This is a genomic window from Bacteroides zhangwenhongii, from assembly GCF_009193325.2.
Taxonomy (GTDB): Bacteria; Bacteroidota; Bacteroidia; order Bacteroidales; family Bacteroidaceae; genus Bacteroides; species Bacteroides zhangwenhongii.
In genome coordinates this window covers 4,780,005-4,805,425 of record NZ_CP059856.1, presented here as the reverse complement: position 1 = coordinate 4,805,425, position 25,421 = coordinate 4,780,005, and the positions used below count along the sequence as shown (strand labels likewise).

Sequence of the window (25,421 nt, the reverse complement as noted above, 5' to 3'; positions counted from 1 at the left end):
AAAAACGACACACTATGATTACATTTACTCTATGCCTGCTTGCGTTGATAGTAGGCTATTTTACGTACGGACGCCTCATGGAACGCGTCTTTGGTCCTGATGACCGTAAAACACCGGCACTTACTAAGGCTGATGGAGTGGACTATATTCCATTGCCCACTTGGAAGATTTTCATGATTCAATTTCTTAATATTGCAGGACTAGGTCCAATTTTCGGTGCAATCATGGGAGCGAAGTTCGGAACTTCTTCTTATTTGTGGATTGTGCTGGGGAGTATTTTTGCGGGTGCTGTCCATGATTATTTTGCCGGAATGCTTTCTTTGCGCAATGGTGGTGAAAGTTTGCCCGAAATCATAGGCCGTTATTTAGGGATTACTACGAAGCAGGTAATGAGAGGATTCACCGTTATTTTGATGATTCTTGTCGGTGCGGTTTTTGTGGCCGGTCCTGCCGGACTGCTGGCGAAACTTACACCGGAACATTTGGATACTACGTTTTGGATTGTCGTTGTGTTTGCTTACTATATTCTGGCGACTTTGCTTCCGGTAGATAAGATTATCGGTAAAATTTATCCTCTGTTCGCAGTCGCACTGCTGTTTATGGCGGTAGGAATTTTAGTAATGCTTTATATCAATCATCCTGTTTTGCCGGAGTTGTGGGATGGTTTGCAAAATACAAATCCCGAAGCAAGCAAACTCCCTATTTTCCCGATTATGTTTGTGAGTATTGCTTGTGGCGCGATTTCCGGTTTTCATGCTACTCAAAGTCCTTTGATGGCGCGTTGTATGACTTCGGAACGTCATGGACGTCCGGTGTTCTATGGTGCGATGATTACTGAAGGTATTGTTGCTCTTATCTGGGCTGCTGCGGCTACTTACTTTTTCCATAAGAATGGGATGGAAGAAAGTAATGCTTCCGTTATTGTAGACGCCATCACGAAGGAGTGGCTGGGAGCAATCGGAGGGATACTTGCCATTCTGGGAGTGATTGCAGCTCCGATTACGTCGGGAGATACGGCTTTCCGTTCGGCACGTCTGATTGTGGCGGATTTCTTGGGAATGGAACAAAAAAGTATGCGTCACCGTTTATACATTTGTATCCCGATGTTTGTGGTAGCTATCGGTCTGCTCCTGTACAGTTTGCGTGATGCCAACGGGTTTAATATGATATGGCGTTATTTTGCTTGGGCTAACCAGACATTGGCTGTGTTCACTTTGTGGGCTATAACGGTATTTCTGGCTGTGTCCAAAAAACCTTACATCATCACTTTGATACCGGCGCTGTTTATGACAAGTGTATGCTCTACTTATATATGTATTGCTCCCGAAGGGTTAGGACTTTCACCTGTGGTTTCTTACAGCGTCGGCATAGCGTGTGTAGTGATTGCGGCTGTATGGTTCTATGTTTGGCTGGGTAAACAGAAAACAAGAAAATTATCAGAATGAAGAAAATAAAGAGATCAACAGGAGTTGCGTTAGCATTCCTTATTTATGTATCAGTAACTGCGGCTTATTTGTTGCCACGTAATACGGAAGTCAGCCAGACTGAGAAAATCCTGACAGTGGCAGGTTCTTATGTCATTGTCTTTCTCCTTTGGCTGGTGCTTCGTAAAAAGGAGCAAATGCGTGAACGCCGCAAAAAAGACGAACAATCTATTCACTTTAAAAAGTAAGTTTATGAAGAAATTAGCTTTAGCTTTTTGCCTATTGGCAGTCTCGTTCACTGCACAGGCTCAATTTGAAAAAGGTACTATGATTCTTAATCCTTCCGTCACAGGATTGGACTTTTCGTATAGCAAGAATGACGATGCGAAGTTTGGCTTGGGAGCACAGGTCGGTACATTCTTGGCGGATGGTTTTGCGCTGATGGTCAATGCGGGAGCAGACTGGTCGCAGCCTAAAGATACGTATACTCTTGGTACCGGAGTTCGTTGTTATTTCAATACTACAGGCATTTATATCGGTGGTGGTCTTGACTGGGAACGTATCCGTCTGAAAGGTGGTGAGCATAATAACGATTGGGGGGTAGGTATTGAAGCCGGATATGCTTATTTCCTTTCCCGGACAGTGACTATCGAACCTGCCGTTTATTACAAATGGCGTTTTGATGACTCCGACAACTCACGTTTCGGCATTAAGGTAGGATTCGGATTCTACTTTTAAAGATAATCTTCGTCACCTATCATCGTATGTGTGAATCCAATTGCCCATCGGTGTTTCTGAACGGTGATAGGTTGACCGTTGATATCTGACTACTTAACTATCTGCACTATTGGTTTCAAACTGGGATACAATTAGTTTCAGGCAGTAGAAACTTTAGTTTCAAGCCGAAGAAACTCTGGTTTCAAGCCGTTGAAACTAAAGTTCCAACGGTCGAAACACTAGTTCCCGCTGTTGGAAACTGTAAAGCATAAAGTGTGTGGGTATTGTATCTCTGCGTGACGGTATGATTGCCGTCACAGTCTTGTCACTTGCTGCCGTCACGTCATTATCATTTAATAATCAGATTATTAAGTGATAATCTGTGACAGGTGACAGCAAATCTTTCTTTTAATTTATTGTAGAGGAGACCGAATTCGTTAACTGAGCTTTTCTTTCAAGAACTGTCCCGTATAGCTGGCTCCACAAGCGGCTACCTCTTCGGGAGTCCCTACTGCTACGATATTTCCTCCCTTATCACCGCCCTCAGGGCCGAGATCAATTACATAATCAGCACATTTGATGACATCCATGTTATGCTCGATGATTACGATACTATGTCCGCGACGAATCAGTGCATCAAAGGCGTCCAATAGTTTCCGGATATCATGGAAATGTAGGCCTGTGGTCGGCTCGTCAAAGATAAACAGGGTAGGGTCCGCTTTTTCCTGGCTCAGATAGAAAGCCAGTTTCACGCGTTGGTTCTCACCGCCGGAAAGAGTGGATGAGGACTGTCCCAATTTGATATATCCCAATCCGACATCCTGTAATGGAAGCAACTTCTTTACTATTTTCTTCTGTCCGTGTTCGTTGAAAAACTCAATAGCTTGGTTTACGGTCATCTCCAATACATCATAGATACTTTTATCGTGGAACTTCACTTCCAGTGTGTCGGACTTGAAACGTTTTCCGTGACAGGATTCGCATTCCAACACTAAGTCTGCCATAAATTGCATTTCCACAGTGATGGTTCCATCCCCCTTGCACTCTTCGCAACGGCCACCCTCACTATTGAAACTGAAGAATCCGGCTGTGTAGCCCATTTGTTTGGCTAGCGGCTGCTCGGCCCAGAGCTTGCGGATTTCATCGTAAGCCTTGATATAAGTCACGGGGTTGGAACGGGAGGATTTGCCGATCGGATTCTGATCTACAAACTCTACATTCCGCAGGTCGCGCAAACTGCCCCCGATAGATGAGAACTCTCCCGGACGGTCACTGCATTCGTCTAATTCACGTTTCAGTGCCCGATAGAAAATATCCCGGACGAGCGTACTCTTACCGGAACCGGAAACTCCGGTGACTACCGTCATCACATTGAGCGGGAAACGTACGTTTACCCCTTTCAGGTTATTCTCGCGTGCTCCTTTCAATTCGATGTAGTTATTCCACGGACGGCGATGTGCAGGGACTGGGATTTCTTCTTCTCCCAAAAGGTAGCGTACCGTGTGGCTGTTGCTTCCTTTCTTTAGGTCTTTCATATCCCCTTGATAAACGACTTCGCCCCCCAAACGCCCGGCATTAGGACCGATGTCGATAATGTAGTCTGCGGCACGGATGATTTCTTCATCATGTTCGACGACCACTACCGTGTTGCCTAACTGTTGCAGCTGGCGCAGTACATAAATCAAACGGTCGGTGTCACGACTGTGTAATCCTATACTTGGCTCGTCGAGGATATAAAGGCTGCCTACCAGACTGCTGCCCAATGAAGTTGCCAGATTGATGCGCTGGCTTTCTCCTCCCGATAAAGAGTTGCTGAGACGATTCAAGGTAAGATATCCCAACCCTACGTCAATAAGAAAACGGATGCGGCTGTTGATTTCGACAAGGATTCGTCGTGCTACATTGCTGTCGTGCTCGCTAAGCTTTAAGTTATCAAAGAATTGCTTGAGTTCAGTGATGGGCAAATCCACCAATTCAGAAATGTTCTTTCCGCCTACCCGTACATAACCGGCTTCGGGCTTCAGGCGTGTGCCGTGACATTGCGGACAGAGCGTCTTGCCGCGATAACGTGCAAGCATTACCCGATATTGTATTTTGTACTGGTTTTCTTCCAGCATTTTGAAGAAATCATTAATGCCATGAAAGTATTGGTTACCTTCCCAAAGTATCCGGCGTTGCTCGTCCGTCAACTCATAATAAGGTGTGAAAATCGGAAAATCAAACTTATCCGCATTATGAATCAGTTCTTCTTTCCATTCGCCCATTTTCTCACCGCGCCAGCATACGATAGCTCCTTCATAAACTGATAAAGAGCGATCAGGCACGACCAAATGCTCGTCAATGCCGATGACTTTTCCGAATCCTTCGCAGGTGGGGCAAGCGCCGATAGGAGAGTTGAACGAGAACATTTGGTCGTTCGGCTCTTCAAAAGTGATGCCGTCTGCTTCGAATTTAGTACTGAAAGTATGTAGTTTCGTAGTTCCGTCTGCCGGATAAAAACGTAGCAGACAAGTTCCGTCGCCTTCGTACATTGCTGTTTCGGCGGAGTCTGTCAGTCGGCTGATGGAGTCTTTACTATTGCCTACTGTCATGCGGTCTACCAGCAGATAAACTTCGTCACCTGCCACAGGGGTATATTCATCTATACGTTTCATCTCACCGTTCACTTCGATACGGTTGAATCCCTGTTTCAGGTCTATTTCCAATTGTTGTTGCAAGGTACGGTCTTCACGCAGACGGATGGGTGTCAATACGGTGTATCTCGTCCCTTCCGGATACGTAAGCATACAGTTGACGATATCTTCTGTCGAATGTTTCTTCACCTCTTGTCCGCTAATGGGACTGAATGTCTTTCCTACGCGTGAATAGAGCAAGCGAAGATATTCGTAAATTTCGGTCGAAGTACCTACCGTAGAGCGTGGGTTGCGGCTGTTCACTTTCTGTTCGATGGCAATGGCGGGTGGAATGCCTTTGATAAAGTCGCATTCCGGTTTACTCATTCGTCCCAAGAACTGACGGGCATAGCTGCTCAGGCTTTCCACATAGCGGCGTTGTCCCTCTGCATAGAGAGTGTCAAAAGCGAGGGAAGATTTACCGGAACCCGATAATCCGGTGATTACAACAAGTTTGTTGCGGGGTATATCTACATCGATGTTTTTAAGGTTGTTGACTCGTGCACCTTTGATCGAAATATAGTTGTTTTCTGACATAAAATACTCCTTTTTTATGGTAGTCGGCAAAGTTAGCGAATTTATCGGGAGTTTGTATTATCTTTGCGTCACATTATTACGATTTAAGAATATTATGAAGCTGAAAAACTATCTTTTACTTTTCGCTCTTCTTCTGGTGGTAGGAGTGAGGGCACAAGTGCCATCCGGCAATAAATATCCCAAACGTGAATTTCGTGGAGCGTGGATACAAGCTGTCAACGGGCAGTTCAAAGGTATTCCTACCGGGAAGCTGAAACAAACGTTGATTGATCAATTGAATTCTCTTCAAGGGGCAGGTATCAATGCCATTATTTTCCAGGTGCGTCCCGAAGCGGATGCGTTGTATGCTTCGCAGCATGAACCGTGGAGCCGTTTCCTGACAGGGACGCAGGGGCAGATACCTTCTCCTATGTGGGACCCGATGCAATTTATGATTGAAGAGTGCCGGAAACGGAATATGGAGTTTCATGCCTGGATCAATCCTTACCGGGTGAAGACTTCGCTGAAAAATCAGTTGGCGCCGGAACATATTTATCATCAACATCCGGAATGGTTTGTTACGTATGGCGATCAGCTGTATTTCGATCCGGCACTTCCTGAAAGTCGGGACTATATTTGTAAAATCGTGACCGATATCGTGTCCCGTTATGATGTGGATGCTATCCACATGGACGATTATTTCTATCCTTATCCCGTGAAGGGAATGGACTTTCCGGATGACGCGAGCTTTGCCTGTTATGGCGGTGGTTTTACGAATAAGGCCGATTGGCGTCGTAGTAATGTCAATGTGCTGATTAAAAAGCTTCATGAGACAATCCGTGCCGTAAAGCCGTGGGTAAAGTTCGGTATCAGTCCTTTCGGCATTTACCGTAATCAGAAGAGTGATCCGTTGGGCAGTGATACCAATGGTTTGCAGAATTATGATGACCTGTATGCCGATGTGTTGCTTTGGGCGCGTGAAGGATGGATTGATTATAATATCCCACAGATTTATTGGGAAATAGGTCATAAGGCTGCCGACTATGAGACTTTAGTGAAATGGTGGGCTACGCATTCGGAGAACCGTCCGTTATTTATCGGTCAGTCGGTACCGAATACGATCCAACATGCTGATCCGAAGAATCCTTCCATCAATCAGCTCCCGCGAAAAATGGCCTTACAACGTGCTTATCAGACGATTGGCGGCAGTTGTCAATGGTATGCTTCAGCCGTTGTTGAAAATCAAGGCCGATACCGTGATGCTTTAGTGAGCGAGTATCATAAATATCCTGCTTTGATTCCCGTCTTCGATTTTATGGACGACAAGGCTCCGGGCAAAGTACGCAAAATGAAGAAAGTGTGGACAGAAGACGGCTATGTTCTTTTCTGGACTGCTCCGAAAGCGGAAACGGAAATGGATAAAGCGGTGCGGTATGTGGTTTACCGCTTCAGCGGAAAAGAGAAGGTGAACCTTGACGATCCTTCGCATATTGTAGCCATCACCAGTAATCCTTTCTACAAACTTCCATACGAGACAGGGAAAACAAAACATCGCTATGTGGTAACGGCTTTGGACCGTCTACATAATGAATCGAAGTCCGTAAGTAAAAAGGTAAAGCTTTAATAGAGCAGCAATCCTGCAATACCGCAAGCGATAATCATCAGAATCGGATTGGCCTTGTATTTTCTCGTTCCGATAAAAGCAATCAGGAAGATGATGATACTGATAACAAATGTATAGGTATCTTTTGTAGGTGAGCCAAAGTTTTCTACATTCATTAATACCAATGCGGCAGAGGCCAGTAGTCCTACGACTGCTGGTCGTAGTCCGTTGAAGATTGATTCCACTACCGGGTGTTTCTGATATTTCAGAAAAAATCTGCTGATAGTCAGCATTAAGATAAAGGAGGGAAGGACTACGGCGAAGGTTGCAATGATAGAACCCCAGATACTGCCTGTGGAAGTGAATCCCACATAAGTAGCAGCGTTAATTCCGATAGGTCCCGGTGTCATTTGGCTGATCGCGACAATATCTGTGAATTCTTGCGAACTTACCCATCCATAACGGGTAACGACTTCCCCTTGAATCATGGAAAGCATTGCATATCCTCCTCCGAAACCGAAGAGTCCAATCTTGAAAAACGTATAAAACAACTGAATATATATCATCTCTTTTTATTTAGAACAAATAATAAATAGTACATAGTACATGCCTCCCTCACTCTCACTTCTCAACTCTCACCTCTCAACTTCTTTAACTTTCCCCAAAGGAAGCCTCCTACACCTGCAGCTATGATAATCCAGATAGGCGAGAAGCCTAATAGCCAGATAAGTAGTGCCGATACAACCGGAATCCACAGATTGTAACGATTGATTTTTGCAGACCGTCCCATAGTAAACGTAGGTGCGGCGATAAGCGCCACTACTGCTGGGCGGATTCCTTTGAATATCCGTTCCACTATCGGATTATCTTTGAAGTTGTGGAAAAATAGGGCGATGGCCAATATGATAATGAAAGATGGCAGAATCGTTCCCAGTGCCGTAACAATACTTCCCCGTATACCGCGCAATTTGTATCCTATAAAGATGGATATGTTGACTGCCAAAATGCCGGGAGCGGATTGAGAGATGGCTAGCAGGTCGATGAAGTCGTCCTGTGCAATCCATTTCCGTTTGGTTACGATTTCATTTTCAATCAATGGCACCATTGCGTATCCTCCTCCGATGGTGAAGGCGCCTATTTTAAAAAAGATTCCAAATGATTCGAGATATATGTTCATTCTTCGTTTTCTCCTCCTTCCTTGTTGTCTTCTTTTTTCTCCTTAAAGTATTGGCTGGGACTCACGTTATAGTGTTTCTTGAATACTTCACGGAAATACTTGACATCATTGAATCCTGTCATTTCGGATATTTCAGTTATATTATGTACATTTTCTTTTAATAACTTTATGGCATGTTTCAGGCGAATCAGCCGGATGTAGTCACCCGGTGACTGGTCGGTAAGCGCTTTCAGCTTGTTATAAAAACTAGTACGGCTCATGCCCATCAGGCTGGCGAGTACATCTACTGTGAGCGCAGAGTTGTCAATGTTGTCTTTTATATTCTTTCTGACATCTGCTATGAACTGCCAGTCGATGTCCTGAGAGTAGTTGATGTATTCTTCTTCATCATCATTCTCTTCATCTTCCGGATTCAGGCTGGCATATTTGTTGCGTAGAAGTGCGCGATTAGCCAACAAGTTTGAGATGGTTGCTTTCAATATGCCGATATTGAATGGCTTTAACACATATTCATCTGCCCCGATCCGCAATCCGGAAAGAATATCTTTCTCATTATTCAGTGCGGTCAATAAGATAACGGGGATATGCGAGGTTTCGATATTGCTTTTGATAGCCTGACATAGCTCGTCACCTCGCATTTCCGGCATCATAATGTCCGAGATAACCAGATCCGGCTTATATTCGGGAATGACGGTCAATGCTTCTTTTCCGTTGGAACATACTTGAATGAGGTAGTCTTCGGATAATGTTTGTGACAGATAATTGCGTAATTCGTCATTATCTTCCACAATCAGAATACGTTGGCTTTTTTCTTTCTTTTCTTTCTTTTGTGGATTCTCGTAAATTTCAGGTGCCGGGAGTGGAATGTTGTTGCTGCTTTTTGTTTCCGGACGCTGTTTGTTTGGCGTTGCCAAGTGTGCTTTGCGGTAACGTTTGCTGTCTTTCGGGAAAGTTATCTTGATGATTGATCCCTGATTTTCGATACTTGACAAATTTATCTTTCCTTTATGCAACCGGACTAATTTCCAGACTAGCATAAGTCCGATACCACTGCCCGTCACTTTTGAGTTGATCGTGTTACTGCCACGGAAATGCAGTTTGAACAGTTTCTTTTGCTCATTGGCAGGAATTCCGATTCCCGTATCGCTAACTTCCACGCTCCACGAATCCTCAGCTTCTGAAACAAAGATTTGTACACTGCCATTTTCCGGTGTATACTTCAATGCGTTCGAAATGACGTTTTTGAGGATGGATTCCATCTTTTCCTTGTCGAACCACACATTCACGTATCTGAAATTACTCTCGTAGGTGAAGTTAATATGTTTGATATTGGCATATTGCTGGAATGCGCCATATATTTCGTTCATAAATGTATTTAGTTCATGCTCCGAAATATACAGCTCGGAAGAATATACATCTGCCCTTTCGAAATTGATAAGATTGGTCGTGAGGCGCAGTAGTGCATTCACATTACGCAAAGCCGTATTCATATTAGAAACTCCTTCTTTGCTTAGTTCTTCTTTTTCGCGGAGTTCTTCCAAAGGTGCTTTGATCAGTGTCAATGGAGTACGGATATCATGTGCCGTATTGATAAAGAAATGTATTTTTTCATCAGAGACCTTACGTTGTTTTCTTAAAATTATAATACGCAATAAGACGGAAGCTATGAGAAATAGGATACCTGCATAAAACAACATAGCCCAGAATGTTAACCAAAACGGCTGGTCAATAATAATATCGATGCTTCTTTCTTCAATAACGACGCGTTTGTCTTCATTAGAAATGGCACGTACCCTTAAGGTATATTCTCCGGGTGCGAGATTGGTATAGCGTATCGTGTTTTCGGCTCCGGGTTTGCTCCATTCTTCATAGAATCCGTCTAGCTTCCAGGAATATAGAATATTAGAAGGGTAGTCGTAGTTGATGGAAGAAACTTGTAAAGAGAAAATGTTCTGATTATATCCCAGTTCCAATGTTTTGATATCATTGATACTCTCTTTTAGCGGAGAGTGTTTGTCTCCCGGATAAATAGTCTGATAAAAGAGTTTGAAATCACTGAAAATTATTTTGGAAGAGTAATCTCTAGGCAATTTCATGTCTTTATGAAACTCGACAGCCCCTTCCGAGCTACCAAAAACAAAGTGGTTGTTTTTGCGTAAAACACCTGACAGCGCATTGAAATGCGTAGTCATTAATCCCATATCTTTTGTCCAATTATAAAACTTCTTCTGTTGTGGATAAAAACTCGTTAATCCGCTTTCTGTCCCCATCAGTATCTCTTTGTCCGCATCCGATAATATGGTGTAGATATTGTTGGATATCAGAGCGCAATTCTCCGAGTTGTAATGAGTGAATAACTTTTGGGCAAAGTCGTAGATTAACAACCCCGAACCACTCGTCCCGATATATAACGAACCGTTCTTGGCTTGATATAAAGAATAGATATAGGTAGATTCCACCGGAAGTTTGATATGCTCGAATTTTCCGGATTCTTTATCTAGAAGATATAGTCCTGTTGCACTACCTATCCACATACTATTGGCATCTTTCTCAGTAATGGCGGTAATGGAGTTCAGTCCTTGATAAAGCCGTACATTCTGCGTTTTCAGGTTGATACGTTTTAAGTTGTAGAATCCACCTGACCAGATATATCCTTGTGAGTCCATACGGATATCGCGGATATACTTGTCCGGTCGCATGACACCTTCGCTATATAGCGGTGGCATGAAATAGCTGATTTGTAGAGACTTCTTGTCTATTTGGTATACTCCGGAGGAATATCCTCCTGCCCAGATTGTGCCGGGAGATACTTCGCAGAGGGTAAGGAAGATGTGACTGTTGTTTGCCTGCGGTTTTTCAAAAGAGCTGAGAACCGAACTCCATTGTCCGGTCTTTGAATTGAAGAGGCTGATACCATTGTTTGTCGCGAACCACAAATCTCCGTCTCTGTCCTCAATGACTGCATTTACTTGGTCGTTGATTAAAGATTGTTTGTTGCCTATGGAATGCTTGATCCATTTGTAGCTGGGGTAACGGTTATTCCGTATTGTAATCCCAATAGGGTAGTTTGCCAGCCAGATGCGTTCTCCATCGTCTATATAAATGTCATTGATACTGTTGCCGTTCATGCCATTATTGCTATTGTAGTCTGTGATGATATAAGGCTCCAGCAGGTAGTTTTCAGTATTTATTTTATGAACTCCTCCTCCGTCCGTGGCTACTAGCAATTCTTTGTCATTCAGAGGCTTGAATTGCGTGATGCTGATATCTTTCAAATTGTGTTCCGGCTGTGTGACGGATTTGATACTCATGTCGTAAACGAGAATTCCCCGTTGGAAAGTTCCGATAAATAGTTTCCCGATTTTTCTATCAAAATAGAGATCGATGACTTGAACTTTTTGATTTTCCAATTTGTCACAGTCGATAAGTTCCAAAGTGTTGTTTTCCAGTTTGGCATAGTGAACGCCCCTTTCCGTGCCAATAAAGAAATGAGATTTATCTATTTGTTCGATATCTGTGATTTCTTCTTTTATTTTATTCTTTATGTGACCGATCTGGCCGGTAGCTGTGTTGTAGAGGAAGATTGTTTCTTCATTGCATAGCCAGATTTGTTTGTTTTCGTCAAGCCATGCAAAGCTGATAGGAGCAGGCAAATCGCGAAAGTTTTCTATCGGTAGCTTATAGACGAGTTCGAAGGTATCGTGAAGCTCATCGTATCGGAATATCTTTCCTTTTTTCCCGATTTCCCATAGTACTCCTTCTTGGTCGATGTATAGCCAGTTGAGGTTTAACAGAGAATTTACTTCTATGTCACCATCCATCAGTTTATATTGTTTGAACTCTTTGCCGTTATAACGGTCGATTCCTTCGTGAGTGAGGAACCACATATAACCGATCCTGTCTTTCTGAATGCAGTAAACTCGCCGATTGCTTAACCCATCTTCCACTCCAAGATATTGATACGTCTGAGCGACACAGGTTAGAGGAAACAATAATAATAGAAAAATCCATTTTTTCATATGAATAGGACTTTTAAGGGTTATTGAATCTTATTATAGAGGGGAAAAGTTTGACAAAATTAGGAAGAATTTTCGATATAACAAAATTTTGGATGAAGATAACGTGGATCCCAAATAACTGGCGGATCAGTTATTCTATCGCTGTTTGTATATGTTGTTTATTTCAGGAATTTAAGTTGCAGAAAACAGGAATTAGGTTAGATAGGGGAAGCAGGAAGAGAAAAAGACAAAGAGAGTGTATCATAAAATGACACACTCTCTTTGTGGAATAAAATCTTAAAGGATTGTTTATTTCATTTTTGTCTCAATCCACTTACGGGCATTGACAAATGCTTCTATCCACGGAGTTACCTGATCGCTGTTTTTGCGGTCGGTAGGATAACAACCGTTTTGCCACGGGAAGATAGAACGTTCCAAGTGGGGCATGATAGCCAGGTGACGGCCGTCTGCACTAGCCAATGCTGCGACAGAATAGTCGGAACCGTTCGGGTTAGCCGGATATTCATCATAGCTATACTTCGCTACTACATTATATTTATCCTCATCGTATGGCAAAGAGAACTTTCCTTCACCATGGGCCACCCAAATACCTAGTTTGCTACCACTTAGAGAACCGAACATTACACTGCGGTTTGTCGGTATGGTAAGGCCGAGGAAGCGTGACTCAAATTTATGTGAATTGTTGTGCAACATCTTGCCTTTTTTCTCCAGTTCAGGATTGATAAGGTTGAGCTCCATCATCAACTGACAACCGTTGCAAACACCCAATGATAAGGTATCTTCACGTGCATAATATTTATCCAATGCTTCTTTTGCTTTAGGATTGAACAAGAATGCACCCGCCCATCCTTTGGCAGAACCAAGCACATCAGAGTTGGAGAAACCACCACAGTAAACAATCATGTTTACATCTTCCAGTGTTTCACGTCCACTGATAAGGTCGGTCATTGTAACGTCTTTCACATCGAAGCCTGCCAAGTAGAGTGAATAAGCCATTTCACGTTCGCCATTTGTACCCTTTTCACGGATGATGGCGGCACGGATACCGCTTGGAGTACGACGGTCCGGAGTAATGCCATATTGAGAAAACTTACCTTTGAACTCTGGCATAAATGCGAATTCTACAGGTTGCATCTTGTAGTTCTCGAAACGTTTCTTGGCGCAACCGTTCATAGACTGTTTGCGGTCGAGCAGGTAAGAGGAAGAATACCAGACATCACGCATATAATCGATGCCGAATTGGTAGGTAGCATCGTCCTTGGATACCAGAATGTGACGTTCGTCAGTCGGTTTACCCAATTTCACGAAACCTATACCTGCATCTTCCAGAATCTTCTTCACTTCATTCTTATGCTTGTCGCTGATCTGGATAACGATACCCGGATTTTCTGCAAACAGAATCTTAACGATATCCTGTTCCTTCATATTGTCAAGGCTGATTTCCATACCGCCTTCTACGTTAGAGAAACACATTTCGAGCAATGTGGTAATCAAACCACCGGCAGATATATCGTGTCCTGCAAGAATCAGTCCTTTGTTGACAAGTTCCTGTACGGCAAGGAATGCATCGCGGAAATATTCAGCGTCCTGTACGCAAGGTACATCATCGCCTACCTTACCCAGAGATTGGGCGAAAGCCGAACCACCCAGTTTCAGTTCGTCGAAGCTGAAGTCGATATGATAAAGTGTAGTCTTTTCATTGTTAACCAATACCGGAGATACAACTTTCTTCACGTCGGAAACTTCGCCGCCTGCAGAAACAATCACTGTTCCCGGAGAAATAACTTTCTCACCGTTAGGATATTTCTGTGTCATAGACAGAGAGTCTTTTCCGGTAGGAACATTGATCTGCAGCGCACAGCAGAAGTCGCTCAATGCTTTAACAGCTGTGTAAAGGCGGGCATCCTCACCTTCTTGAGAGCGGCAAGGCCACATCCAGTTGGCAGACAGAGAAATGCTGTCCATGCCTTCCGCCATCGGAGCCCAAACAAGGTTGGTCAATGCTTCGGATACGGAAAGGATAGAGCCGGCAGCCGGATCGGCTAATGCGGCTTGCGGAGCATGACCGATAGAGGTAGCGATACCTTTCTCGCCACGGTAGTCGAGTGCTACGACACCACAGTCGCTCAACGGTAACTGAAGTTCACCCTGACATTGCTGACGAGCTACTTTACCTGTTACCGAACGGTCTACTTTATTCGTCAACCAGTCTTTGCAAGCTACAGCTTCAAGCTGCAATACATTCGTCAGATATTCATGAAGTTTAGACAATTCATATTTCGGCATTTCATAATGACGTTCCACTGTTTTGTCTATCATGTATGTCTTGGGAGAAGAACCGAACATCTGTTCTACGGCAAGGTCGAACGGACGCACGCCGTCAGCTTGTTGGAAAGCGAAACGATGATCACCGGTTGTTTCACCGACTACGTACATCGGAGCACGTTCACGTTCGGCAATCTTACGTACGTGTTCGATTGCTTCTTCTTTTATCAACAGCCCCATACGTTCCTGACTTTCATTAGCGATGATTTCTTTGGCTGATAATGTCTTGTCGCCGATAGGCAATTTGCTCATGTCGATCAATCCACCGCATTCTTCTACCAATTCGGACAGGCAGTTGACGTGTCCGGCCGAACCGTGGTCGTGGATAGAAACTACCGGATTCACGTCTTCTTCGCAAAGAGCGCGTACTACGTTATTGGCACGTTTTTGCATTTCGGCGTTGGCGCGTTGTACTGCATTCAACTCGATGCCACTGCTGTAACGGCCTGTATCGACAGAAGAAACAGAACCGCCACCCAGTCCGATACGATAGTTATCACCACCGATGACCACAACTTTATTTCCTGCTTCGGGAGCTCCCTTCAAGCAGTCGCGTTGTGTACCGTAGCCTACACCACCGGCAAGCATGATTACTTTGTCGTAACCATAAACTTCCTTATTTTCTGTGTGCTCGAAAGTCAGCACCGAACCGCAGATTAACGGTTGACCGAACTTGTTGCCAAAGTCGGAAGCACCATTGGAAGCCTTGATAAGAATCTGTTCGGGAGTCTGGTACAGCCATTTGCGTACCGGAAGGATTTCTTCCCATTCGCGTCCTTCTTCCGTGCGCGGGTAAGAAGTCATGTAGACAGCAGTACCTGCAATCGGCCAAGAGCCTTTACCACCACCCATACGGTCGCGGATTTCACCTCCTGTACCGGTAGATGCGCCATTGAACGGTTCTACGGTTGTCGGGAAATTATGTGTTTCCGCTTTCAGTGAGATAACGCTTTTGATATCCTTTATTTGGAAATAATCAGGTTTGGAGTGATCTGCCGGAGCAAACTGTTCCACAACCGGACCTTCAGCGAAGGCTACATTATCTTTATAAGCGGAGATGATTTTGTTCGGATTTTCCTGTGTGGTCTTTTTGATCATCTGGAACAGGGAAGATTCTTGTTCTACACCGTCGATGATGAACGTTCCGCCGAAAATTTTGTGGCGGCAGTGTTCGGAGTTGATTTGTGCAAAACCGAAAACTTCAGAGTCGGTTAATTTACGGCCGAGATCGTTTTCTACTTTCTTCAGGTAGTCCATTTCTTCTTTAGAAAGTGCCAGGCCTTCTTTTTCGTTATACACTTCGAGATCTTCGATGTAAATGATCGGCTCCGGCTGACGGTTGGTTGTGAATACGTTCTGGTCGAGTCCTTTGTACATACGTTGGAGCATCGGGTCATGATCGGCATTTTCGTCCTTAACAGGGAAGTATTCCTCGATGCGGCTGATGCCTTCAATCCCCATATTTTGGGTGATTTCTACAGCGTTTGTACTCCAAGGAGTGATCATTTCGCGGCGCGGACCAACGAAACAGCCTTTCAGGTTTTCTTCACTTTCCATCACGGCTTCGCCAAAAAGCCAGCAGAGTTTATTACTTTCGTCAGGGGTGAGCTGATGGTTGCTCTCTACGGCAATCACGCTCTTGGAAGGGGTTCTGAAAAAAAGAATCATGTCTTATATATATGATTTTATGATTTGCTATTTTTTTCTGTGGTGCAAAGATAAGGAATTTCATTGGTGGTGAAAAAAAAAAGGAAGATAAATCGGGGTACTTACAAGATTTTAGATGTTTTCTTTCGATGTTGAATATAAAAAGGTATAGTAAAATGGGTTATTCGGGATGGTAGAACAATTATATTCCGGATTTTTATAATATTATTATGCATTTGTATAGTGCTTATTCCCAATAAATGTTTTATCTTTGTTTCTACAACAAGCAGTCTGCTTTTTACAACTAATGTAAAACACAACACACTAGCTTTAAGAGTATCTTAAAATGTAAAACAATTTAGTTGAATTTAAAATATAATTAAAATGGAAAGCAGACTACTATCATTATTCACCTTATTTCTCTTGTCCGGAATCTTATATTCTTGTGCAAAAGAAGATGACGACAAAGTGTCAAGCAGTGGCGAACGGAATTTAGAGTTTAAAATCAATGTGAGTGATTTTCAAGAAAGCATTGGGGGAAGCCAGACGGAACAGGAAGCGGCAGTCAAAAGTCTCTTTCTTTTTTTATTCGATACCAACGAAAAAGAAGTATTGCAAGAAAGTCGTCAACACACGTTTGACGGAGGTGTTTTTTCTATTACTCTTCCTGAAGATGTCATAACTAATGGGGTGCGGGCCTATTTGGTTGCAAATGAAGAAATACAGACGAAACCTATTACCGAGACAGAACTATTGCGATATAGAACTACCCGACAACCGAAAGATTTTATAAATAAAGGCTTTCCTATGTCTACTGCAAGAATAGATATTCCTATTGCTGTATCTCAACTTCCGGTGACTGCTACTCTTCGACGGATTCCTTCGGCCCTTTATGTTCAAGTTGAGAAGATGGAAGGTATTGAAGATTTATATAATAATAGTTACCAAATTGAAATTGAGGACTTGCAGACCACTGAAGGTGCTTTGTTTTCTGATGCTATTTCTGGAAATGCGGTTCAGGAAAAGACTGATTATAGTTCGAAACTGACTGCTGTCAATACTCCCGAGAATATAGCCTATTTTTATCAGAGTAAAGATATTAAAATCCATATTACTCCTCGTCGACCAGATTTGGGAAAAGTGAAGGACATAGTAATTGATAATACTAATACGATTAATCGTCGTAATAAAAAATATTTGCTCACTATTAAGCCGATAAAGACAGCTACTCGTTCAATGGATTTTTCTCTACAAGTAACCGAATGGGATACGGAAGTCATTGTGGCGGAAATACCTCTTGCTCCTGACGGGCCGCAGGAAGATGGAGTACTTTTCGCAAAGAACGTTACTATGTCTAGTGGGTGGTATGATCAGAATAAAGCTTATGGTAAGGAAGGTTTTTCTTATGATTCAAATCTTTGCTGGGCGTGTGCCTTCACTAATATGATTCAGTGGTGGCAAAATCTTTATATAGCAGGTGGAGGTGTTTTACCGGTTAATACACCTAATGGTTATATACCCGGACGTGAAACGGCTAGCTATCGTCAATTGGCAGTCTTTGAAGAATTCGCTAAAAAATATCCTAATGATACAGGTTATGTACTTACTGCTACATCATGGTATTTTAAAACTTTTTTACCGGACGTTTTCCCTAATCATGACTTCTCGGAAGATGATAATACTGTTTTTGCGGAATTTTATCCTTCAACTATAAAAGACTTTTCAAATATCCTTATTGCAGGGTTCGAAGCTGGTGGTGTTTTTGGTATGAATTCCTATCCACCAAGTCATGTGCGTACACTTTGGGGGTGTAGATATGATACGGAAACAAAGATTGTTAAAGAGATATTTATCACGGATTCAGATGATAAATTTGTCGGGATCTGGAAGGATATGCCTGTAAAGGTTTCTCCTGAAGGGGAACCAATGGCTAATACGGCAATAATAGACCGTCTTTCTCTTTTATATCCGCCTAGCAACGTGCACAAATAGGGATAGAGGGACATTTTGATTATTCTTGTGTGGAAAAAACGTTAATATACTATCCCCATATCATAAAAAAGTGCGATATTTGCGACATGATTCAGATAGAGACAATATTCGATATAATAGTTAAAGGCTTTATTATTGGCGTTGTTGTGTCCGCACCTCTTGGTCCGGTGGGCGTGCTGTGCATTCAAAGGACCTTGAATAAAGGACGCTGGTATGGCTTTGTAACAGGGCTGGGAGCTTCTTTGAGCGATATAGCATACGCTTTGCTTACCGGTTATGGTATGAGTTTTGTATTTGATTATATCAATAAGAATATTTTCTATTTGCAGCTGTTGGGGAGTATTATGCTACTCCTTTTTGGTATATATACCTTTCGGAGCAATCCGGTACAATCCATTCGTCCGGCTTCGTCGAATAAAGGTTCCTATTTTCATAATTTCATTACCGCTTTTTTTGTAACACTTTCCAACCCATTAATTATATTCCTGTTTATCGGACTTTTTGCCCGTTTTGCATTTGTGCAGCCGGGTGTATTGGTGTTCGAAGAGATAACAGGATATTTTGCCATAGCTATGGGTGCTTTAACGTGGTGGCTCGGAATCACTTATTTTGTGAATAAGGTACGTACAAAATTCAATTTGCGCGGTATCTGGATACTAAACCGGGTTATTGGCAGTATTGTGATGCTGGTGTCTGTAGCCGGACTGGTTTATACATTGCTGGGAGAGTCACTTTATTAAGAAATAGCTTATGAATCAGATAGCACAACAACTGAAAGAAAAGAATATTGCCGAATACCTTATATATATGTGGCAGGAGGAAGATCTGGTCCGCGCCAATCATTGTGAACCGGAGGAAATCGAAGCGAATGTGATTGCCCGCTATCCGGAAGACCAACGGCCTGCCATGAGAGAATGGTATGGAAATCTGATAACGATGATGGGTGAGGAAGGTGTTCGTGAAAAAGGACATCTGCAGATTAATAAAAATGTAATTATCAATTTGACTGAATTGCATAATGCATTGACTTCTTCTCCTAAATTTCCTTTTTATAGTGCCGCTTATTTCAAGGCATTACCATTTATCGTAGAATTGCGAAATAAGAACGGTAAGAAAGAAGAGCCCGAATTGGAAACTTGCTTTGAGGCATTGTATGGTGTGTTTTTGCTTCGTCTTCAGAAAAAAACGATTAGCGAAGGCACTGCAAAAGCAGTGGAAGCTATCACTAGTTTCTTGTCTATGTTGGCGAACTATTATGATAAAGACCGCAAAGGTGAATTAAAATTGGACGAATAAATGAGAATTTTAGTAACGGGTGCCAACGGTCAGCTTGGCAATGAGATGCAGATGCTTGCGAAAGAGAACCCGCAACATTTGTATTATTTTACGGATGTTCAGGAACTTGATATATGTGATAAAGAAGCCGTTTGGTCATACATTTCTGAAAAACAGATTGATGTGATTGTAAATTGTGCAGCTTATACGGCAGTAGACAAGGCGGAAGATGATCGGGAATTGGCTCATAAACTTAATAGTGTAGCTCCGGGTATTCTGGCACGTGCCGCGCAAGCCAATAATGCTGCTATGATTCAAGTGTCTACGGACTATGTCTTTGATGGGACTGCTCATACTCCTTATACGGAAGAATGCAAGCCTTGTCCGGACTCAATTTACGGTTCTACCAAGCTGGAAGGTGAACAGGAAGTGATGGACCATTGTGAGAAAGCGGTGGTTATCCGTACCGCATGGCTTTATTCCATTTATGGAAATAATTTCGTGAAAACGATGATTCGTCTCGGAAAGGAACGGGATGGTTTGGGAGTTGTTTTTGACCAGATAGGAACTCCTACTTATGCCAATGATCTGGTGCGGGCTATTTACACAATTATCAATAAGGGGATAGTTCGTGGTATTTATCATTTCAGCAATGAAGGCGTATGTTCCTGGTATGACTTTACGGTAGCTATTCATCGTTTGGCGGGAATAACTTCTTGTAAAGTGAGACCTTTGCACACTGCGGAATATCCGGCAAAGGCAAACCGTCCCGCTTATTCCGTGTTGGACAAGACAAAGATAAAAACAACGTTTGGCATCGAGATTCCTCATTGGGAAGAGAGTCTTGAACGATGCATTGGTAAAATGAAGAATGATGAATAAATATGGCAGATAATACAGAAATTTTGAGACGGCGAACGTTCGCCATTATTGCGCATCCGGATGCGGGTAAGACATCTTTGACGGAAAAATTATTGCTTTTTGGTGGACAGATTCAGGTAGCGGGTGCGGTAAAGAGTAATAAGATTAAGAAAACGGCTACGTCCGACTGGATGGAGATTGAGAAGCAACGTGGTATTTCGGTGACGACTTCCGTGATGGAGTTTGATTATCGGGACTACAAGATTAATATCCTCGATACTCCCGGACACCAGGATTTTGCCGAAGATACATACCGTACGTTGACTGCAGTGGATAGTGTGATTATTGTAGTGGACGGTGCAAAAGGTGTGGAAACACAGACGCGCAAGTTGATGGAAGTTTGCCGTATGCGAAAGACTCCGGTAATTATTTTTGTTAATAAGATGGACCGTGAGGGAAAAGACCCGTTCGATTTGCTGGATGAATTGGAAGAGGAGTTGATGATTCAAGTTCGTCCCTTGTCATGGCCGATTGAACAGGGACCTCGTTTTAAGGGGGTATATAATATTTATGAACAGAAACTGGATTTGTATCAGCCGTCTAAACAGATGGTGACGGAAAAGGTTGCCGTCGATATTCATACGGAAGAGTTGGATAAGCAGATTGGCAAAACGCTGGCGGATAAGCTGCGTGGTGATCTGGAGCTGATTGAAGGGGTTTATCCGGAGTTTGATGTTGAATCTTATTTAGCGGGTGACTGTGCACCGGTATTCTTTGGATCGGCTTTGAATAACTTCGGTGTTCAGGAGTTGCTGAACTGTTTCGTGGAAATCGCTCCGAGTCCTCGTCCTGTACAGGCTGAAGAAAGAGAAGTGAAACCGGAAGAACCTAAATTCACCGGATTTATCTTTAAGATTACCGCTAATATCGACCCGAATCACCGTTCTTGTGTTGCATTTTGTAAGATCTGTTCCGGAAAATTTGTACGAAATGCTCCTTATCAGCATGTACGTCATGGAAAAACAATGCGTTTTTCATCGCCTACCCAGTTTATGGCACAGCGCAAGACAACGATTGATGAGGCATACGCTGGAGATATTATCGGTTTGCCGGATAATGGTACTTTCAAGATTGGCGACACGCTGACAGAAGGTGAAATGCTTCACTTCCGCGGCTTGCCGAGTTTCTCGCCGGAAATGTTCAAGTATATTGAGAATGCCGATCCGATGAAGCAGAAACAACTGGCTAAAGGTATTGATCAGTTGATGGACGAAGGTGTGGCTCAGTTGTTTGTCAATCAATTCAACGGTCGTAAGATTATCGGTACGGTGGGGCAGTTGCAGTTTGAGGTTATCCAATATCGTCTGTTGAATGAGTACAACGCGTCTTGCCGATGGGAGCCGGTGAGTCTTTATAAGGCTTGTTGGGTAGAAAGTGACGATCCGGCAGAATTGGAAGCTTTCAAAAAACGCAAATATCAGTATATGGCAAAGGATAGGGAAGGACGTGATGTATTCCTGGCAGATTCCGGTTATGTACTTCAGATGGCTCAAATGGATTTCAAGCATATTAAATTCCATTTTACAAGCGAGTTTTAAAGTATATTCCATACTTTGGAAATTTTGGAGAGTGTGAAAGAAAGTTCCTTTGAGCTTTCTTTCACACTTGTTTTATATGTCTGCGAGCAAGAAACTTTGTGGTTTTATACTTTATTATCCCTCCCTTAATTAATTTTATAATAAATATTTGGTATTTTCGAACGCTTTTTGAATAAACGACTGAAATTACTAATAATTTAATTATATGGAAAATATCGAAACAGCGATCCTGCTGATGGTAGTCGGAATGGCTACAGTATTTGTTATTCTGCTGATTGTGATTTATTTAGGAAAATTTTTAATTACTCTGGTCAACAAATATGCTCCTGAAGAAGTGCTTCCTGCGAAGAAGGAAACACAGAAAGGTCCTGCGCCTATTCCGGGAAATATTCTGGCCGCTATCAGTGCTGCTGTGAATGTGGTGACATTAGGTAAGGGAAAAGTCACTAAAGTGGAAAAATTATAAATCTATAAAAAGTTATATCATTGAAAGACATGAAAAGAGAAGTAAAGTTTAGTTTGGTTTTCCGAGATATGTGGCAATCTGCCGGAAAATATGTACCTCGTGTAGATCAACTCGTAAAGGTAGCTCCTGCTATTGTTGAAATGGGCTGTTTTGCCCGCGTAGAAACCAATGGCGGAGGTTTTGAACAGGTAAATTTATTGTTTGGTGAGAATCCGAATAAGGCTGTACGTGAATGGACTAAGCCGTTCCACGAAGCCGGTATTCAAACTCATATGCTCGACCGTGCGCTGAACGGACTCCGTATGAGTCCTGTTCCGGCAGATGTCCGCAAACTGTTCTATAAAGTAAAGAAAGCACAAGGCACAGATATTACCCGTACATTCTGCGGATTGAACGATGTCCGCAATATTGCTCCTTCCATTACGTATGCAAAGGAAGCAGGGATGATTTCGCAATGTTCGCTTTGTATCACTCATTCGCCTATTCATACTGTGGAGTACTACACCAATATGGCGTTGGAGCTTATCAAACTGGGAGCCGATGAAATCTGCATCAAAGATATGGCAGGTATTGGACGCCCTGTTTCTTTGGGTAAAATTGTAGCGAATATCAAGGCTGCTCATCCCGATATTCCTGTGCAATATCACAGCCATGCCGGTCCCGGATTTAATATGGCAAGTATTCTTGAGGTATGCGAGGCAGGATGTGATTATATCGACGTAGGTATGGAGCCATTGTCATGGGGTACAGGTCATGCCGATTTGCTGAGTGTACAGGCTATGTTGAAAGATGCCGGATATCAGGTTCCTGAAATCAATATGGAAGCTTATATGAAGGTGCGTGCATTGATTCAGGAATTTATGGACGATTTTCTCGGATTGTACATCAGCCCGAAAAATCGTCTGATGAACTCTTTGTTGATTGCTCCCGGATTGCCGGGCGGTATGATGGGGAGTTTGATGGCTGACCTTGAATCCAATCTTGAATCTATCAATAAATACAAGGCAAAACGTAATTTGCCGTTTATGACACAGGATCAGCTTCTTATTAAGTTGTTTGATGAAGTGGCTTACGTATGGCCTCGTGTCGGTTATCCTCCGTTGGTTACACCATTCAGTCAATATGTGAAGAATCTGGCCATGATGAACGTGATGGCGATGGAGAAAGGCAAAGAGCGCTGGGGAATGATTGCTGATGATATTTGGGATATGATTTTGGGTAAAGCCGGACGTTTGCCGGGTAAACTCGCTCCTGAAATTATTGAAAAGGCGGAGCGTGAAGGCCGTAAATTCTTTGAAGGGAATCCGCAGGATAACTATCCGGACAGTCTCGACAAATACCGTAAGTTGATGAAGGAGAATAAATGGGACGTAGGGCAGGATGACGAAGAACTCTTCGAATATGCCATGCATCCGGCTCAGTATGAGGCTTACAAGAGTGGAAAAGCAAAAGAAGACTTCTTGGAAGACGTTGCTAAGCGTCGTGCAGAAAAAGATAAATCTCCGGAGGAAGATGCAAAACCGAAGACACTGACTGTGCAAGTTGACGGACAGGCCTATCGTGTGACAGTGGCTTACGGTGATACCGAACTTCCTGTTGCATCAGCCGCTACCGCTGCTCCGGCCGGAGAGGGCAAGGAAGTGCTTTCACCGCTAGAAGGCAAATTCTTCTTGGTGAAGAATGCGCAGGAGACTGCTTTGCAAGTAGGCGACACGGTGAAAGAAGGTGATGTCATTTGTTATGTGGAAGCCATGAAGACCTACAATGCCATTCGTGCAGAGTTTGGCGGTACGGTTACTGCCATTTGCGTTACTCCGGGAGATGCTGTTTCAGAAGATGATGTATTAATGAAGATAGGATAATGAACGAGATATTTGAGAATTTATACGAGATGACTGCGTTCAGCAATATCATTGCCGAACCGCAGTTCCTGATAATGTATGCCATCGCGTTTGTTCTGCTCTATCTCGGTATCAAGAAACAGTACGAACCGCTGCTGCTTGTTCCCATTGCTTTCGGGGTGTTGCTTGCCAACTTTCCCGGTGGAGATATGGGAGTCATTCAGGCAGATGAGAATGGTATGGTGATGGTAAACGGAGTGTTGAAAAACATCTGGGAAATGCCGTTGCATGACATTGCCCACGAATTAGGCTTGATGAACTTCATTTACTATATGCTGATTAAGACAGGTTTCCTGCCTCCGATCATCTTTATGGGTGTCGGTGCGTTGACGGACTTCGGGCCGATGTTGCGTAACTTGCATCTTTCTATATTCGGTGCGGCTGCACAGCTGGGTATCTTTACCGTGTTGTTGGTGGCTATCTTGATGGGGTTCACTCCGCAAGAAGCTGCTTCTTTAGGTATTATCGGAGGTGCGGATGGTCCGACGGCCATCTTTACAACTATCAAGCTGGCACCGCATTTGTTGGGTCCGATTGCTATTGCGGCTTATTCCTACATGGCACTCGTTCCGGTGATTATTCCGTTGGTAGTGAAACTGTTCTGTACAAAGAAAGAGTTGAGTATCAACATGAAAGAGCAGGAAAAAATGTATCCTTCGAAGACTGAAATCAAGAATCTGCGTGTATTGAAGATTATCTTCCCGATTGTGGTAACTACCGTTGTTGCCCTCTTCGTACCAAGTGCAGTGCCTTTGGTGGGTATGTTGATGTTTGGTAACCTGGTAAAAGAAATCGGTACCAATACATTCCGCTTGTTCGATGCTGCTTCCAATAGCATCATGAATGCTGCTACTATCTTCCTCGGACTGTCCGTAGGAGCAACGATGACATCCGAAGCATTCCTTAACTGGACAACAATCGGTATAGTGATCGGTGGATTCCTTGCATTTGCACTTTCTATAACCGGTGGTATCTTCTTTGTGAAATTGGTAAATCTCTTCTCCAAGAAGAAAATCAATCCGCTTATCGGTGCTACCGGATTAAGTGCTGTGCCTATGGCAAGCCGTGTTGCTAACGAGATTGCTTTGAAATATGACCCGAAAAATCATGTATTGCAGTATTGTATGGCAAGTAACATTTCCGGAGTAATCGGTTCTGCCGTAGCTGCCGGTGTTCTGATTTCTTTCCTTGCGTAATTAGGAACAACTGATTTCTGAAAAGAAAAGAA

General features: G+C 43.1%; 17 protein-coding genes. 12 read left to right on the top strand and 5 right to left on the bottom strand.

The annotated features are described in order from the left end of the window. Positions 1–14: 14 nt before the first annotated feature. From GD630_RS19040 to GD630_RS19030, 3 genes are read left to right on the top strand one after another with little or no spacing between them, the layout of a single operon-like run. On the top strand, positions 15–1,445 hold the full coding sequence (locus GD630_RS19040) for a carbon starvation CstA family protein (protein ID WP_143866617.1): 1,431 nt from the start codon (positions 15–17) through the stop codon (positions 1,443–1,445). Next, the gene (locus GD630_RS19035) at positions 1,442–1,672 is read left to right on the top strand and encodes a hypothetical protein (protein ID WP_143866619.1); all 231 of its coding nucleotides are present in this window, start codon (positions 1,442–1,444) and stop codon (positions 1,670–1,672) included. Before GD630_RS19040 ends, GD630_RS19035 begins: the two co-directional genes overlap by 4 nt. 4 nt (positions 1,673–1,676) lie before the next feature. Next, positions 1,677–2,162 carry an outer membrane beta-barrel protein gene (locus tag GD630_RS19030; RefSeq protein ID WP_007758039.1) on the top strand — a complete coding sequence of 162 codons (486 nt, stop codon included), beginning with the start codon at positions 1,677–1,679 and terminating at the stop codon, positions 2,160–2,162. A 416-nt stretch (positions 2,163–2,578) separates the two neighbouring features. Here GD630_RS19030 and uvrA read toward each other — a convergent pair whose 3' ends face one another. Continuing rightward, positions 2,579–5,350 (bottom strand): excinuclease ABC subunit UvrA, encoded by a 2,772-nt coding sequence (uvrA, locus tag GD630_RS19025; protein ID WP_143866621.1) that lies wholly within the window; start codon positions 5,348–5,350, stop codon positions 2,579–2,581. Positions 5,351–5,366: 16 nt separating this feature from the next. Here uvrA and GD630_RS19020 point away from each other — a divergent pair, with 16 nt between their 5' ends. Then, positions 5,367–6,953, top strand: coding sequence for a glycoside hydrolase family 10 protein (locus GD630_RS19020; RefSeq protein WP_182505663.1), 1,587 nt, complete (start codon positions 5,367–5,369; stop codon positions 6,951–6,953). On the opposite strand, the gene GD630_RS19015 is transcribed toward GD630_RS19020, so the two are convergent. The 4 genes from GD630_RS19015 to purL all read right to left on the bottom strand — a co-directional run bounded on the left by GD630_RS19015 (position 6,950) and on the right by purL (position 16,121). Beyond that, positions 6,950–7,498 (bottom strand): chromate transporter, encoded by a 549-nt coding sequence (locus tag GD630_RS19015; RefSeq protein WP_007758052.1) that lies wholly within the window; start codon positions 7,496–7,498, stop codon positions 6,950–6,952. The genes GD630_RS19020 and GD630_RS19015 overlap by 4 nt on opposite strands. 62 nt (positions 7,499–7,560) lie before the next feature. Then, positions 7,561–8,109, bottom strand: a complete 549-nt coding sequence (locus tag GD630_RS19010) for a chromate transporter (protein ID WP_007758608.1) — start codon at positions 8,107–8,109, stop codon at positions 7,561–7,563. Further along, on the bottom strand, positions 8,106–12,128 hold the full coding sequence (locus GD630_RS19005) for a hybrid sensor histidine kinase/response regulator transcription factor (RefSeq protein WP_143866623.1): 4,023 nt from the start codon (positions 12,126–12,128) through the stop codon (positions 8,106–8,108). Before GD630_RS19005 ends, GD630_RS19010 begins: the two co-directional genes overlap by 4 nt. A gap of 288 nt (positions 12,129–12,416) precedes the next feature. Beyond that, positions 12,417–16,121, bottom strand: a complete 3,705-nt coding sequence (purL, locus tag GD630_RS19000; protein WP_143866626.1) for a phosphoribosylformylglycinamidine synthase — start codon at positions 16,119–16,121, stop codon at positions 12,417–12,419. 363 nt (positions 16,122–16,484) lie between these two features. Between purL and GD630_RS18995 the strand changes: the two genes are divergently transcribed. The 8 genes from GD630_RS18995 (at position 16,485) to GD630_RS18960 (ending at position 25,389) form a co-directional block, all read left to right on the top strand. After that, positions 16,485–18,092 (top strand): IdeS/Mac family cysteine endopeptidase, encoded by a 1,608-nt coding sequence (locus tag GD630_RS18995; RefSeq protein ID WP_143866627.1) that lies wholly within the window; start codon positions 16,485–16,487, stop codon positions 18,090–18,092. A gap of 86 nt (positions 18,093–18,178) precedes the next feature. Beyond that, the gene (locus tag GD630_RS18990; RefSeq protein ID WP_007758618.1) at positions 18,179–18,832 is read left to right on the top strand and encodes a LysE family translocator; all 654 of its coding nucleotides are present in this window, start codon (positions 18,179–18,181) and stop codon (positions 18,830–18,832) included. A gap of 10 nt (positions 18,833–18,842) precedes the next feature. Beyond that, positions 18,843–19,388 carry a DUF4924 family protein gene (locus GD630_RS18985; protein ID WP_055278960.1) on the top strand — a complete coding sequence of 182 codons (546 nt, stop codon included), beginning with the start codon at positions 18,843–18,845 and terminating at the stop codon, positions 19,386–19,388. After that, complete coding sequence (rfbD, locus tag GD630_RS18980; protein ID WP_143866630.1) at positions 19,389–20,249, top strand: dTDP-4-dehydrorhamnose reductase; 861 nt, start codon at positions 19,389–19,391, stop codon at positions 20,247–20,249. It begins immediately after the preceding gene. 2 nt (positions 20,250–20,251) lie between these two features. Further along, the gene (locus tag GD630_RS18975; RefSeq protein WP_007758067.1) at positions 20,252–21,826 is read left to right on the top strand and encodes a peptide chain release factor 3; all 1,575 of its coding nucleotides are present in this window, start codon (positions 20,252–20,254) and stop codon (positions 21,824–21,826) included. Between the two features lie 205 nt (positions 21,827–22,031). Beyond that, entirely contained in the window at positions 22,032–22,292 is a 261-nt protein-coding gene (locus GD630_RS18970; RefSeq protein WP_007758068.1) for an OadG family protein, read from the top strand. A gap of 29 nt (positions 22,293–22,321) precedes the next feature. Next, complete coding sequence (locus tag GD630_RS18965) at positions 22,322–24,154, top strand: biotin/lipoyl-containing protein (RefSeq protein WP_143866633.1); 1,833 nt, start codon at positions 22,322–22,324, stop codon at positions 24,152–24,154. After that, on the top strand, positions 24,154–25,389 hold the full coding sequence (locus GD630_RS18960) for a sodium ion-translocating decarboxylase subunit beta (protein WP_143866635.1): 1,236 nt from the start codon (positions 24,154–24,156) through the stop codon (positions 25,387–25,389). The genes GD630_RS18965 and GD630_RS18960 overlap by 1 nt, the downstream gene beginning before the upstream one ends. The last annotated feature ends 32 nt before the right edge of the window (positions 25,390–25,421 follow it).

Coding starts and splice junctions, on each gene's coding strand:
- GD630_RS19040 (WP_143866617.1), top strand. CDS start 15: ATGATTACATTTACTCTATGCCTGCTTGCGTTGATAGTAGGCTATTTT.
- GD630_RS19035 (WP_143866619.1), top strand. CDS start 1,442: ATGAAGAAAATAAAGAGATCAACAGGAGTTGCGTTAGCATTCCTTATT.
- GD630_RS19030 (WP_007758039.1), top strand. CDS start 1,677: ATGAAGAAATTAGCTTTAGCTTTTTGCCTATTGGCAGTCTCGTTCACT.
- uvrA (WP_143866621.1), bottom strand. CDS start 5,350: ATGTCAGAAAACAACTATATTTCGATCAAAGGTGCACGAGTCAACAAC.
- GD630_RS19020 (WP_182505663.1), top strand. CDS start 5,367: ATGGTAGTCGGCAAAGTTAGCGAATTTATCGGGAGTTTGTATTATCTT.
- GD630_RS19015 (WP_007758052.1), bottom strand. CDS start 7,498: ATGATATATATTCAGTTGTTTTATACGTTTTTCAAGATTGGACTCTTC.
- GD630_RS19010 (WP_007758608.1), bottom strand. CDS start 8,109: ATGAACATATATCTCGAATCATTTGGAATCTTTTTTAAAATAGGCGCC.
- GD630_RS19005 (WP_143866623.1), bottom strand. CDS start 12,128: ATGAAAAAATGGATTTTTCTATTATTATTGTTTCCTCTAACCTGTGTC.
- purL (WP_143866626.1), bottom strand. CDS start 16,121: ATGATTCTTTTTTTCAGAACCCCTTCCAAGAGCGTGATTGCCGTAGAG.
- GD630_RS18995 (WP_143866627.1), top strand. CDS start 16,485: ATGGAAAGCAGACTACTATCATTATTCACCTTATTTCTCTTGTCCGGA.
- GD630_RS18990 (WP_007758618.1), top strand. CDS start 18,179: ATGATTCAGATAGAGACAATATTCGATATAATAGTTAAAGGCTTTATT.
- GD630_RS18985 (WP_055278960.1), top strand. CDS start 18,843: ATGAATCAGATAGCACAACAACTGAAAGAAAAGAATATTGCCGAATAC.
- rfbD (WP_143866630.1), top strand. CDS start 19,389: ATGAGAATTTTAGTAACGGGTGCCAACGGTCAGCTTGGCAATGAGATG.
- GD630_RS18975 (WP_007758067.1), top strand. CDS start 20,252: ATGGCAGATAATACAGAAATTTTGAGACGGCGAACGTTCGCCATTATT.
- GD630_RS18970 (WP_007758068.1), top strand. CDS start 22,032: ATGGAAAATATCGAAACAGCGATCCTGCTGATGGTAGTCGGAATGGCT.
- GD630_RS18965 (WP_143866633.1), top strand. CDS start 22,322: ATGAAAAGAGAAGTAAAGTTTAGTTTGGTTTTCCGAGATATGTGGCAA.
- GD630_RS18960 (WP_143866635.1), top strand. CDS start 24,154: ATGAACGAGATATTTGAGAATTTATACGAGATGACTGCGTTCAGCAAT.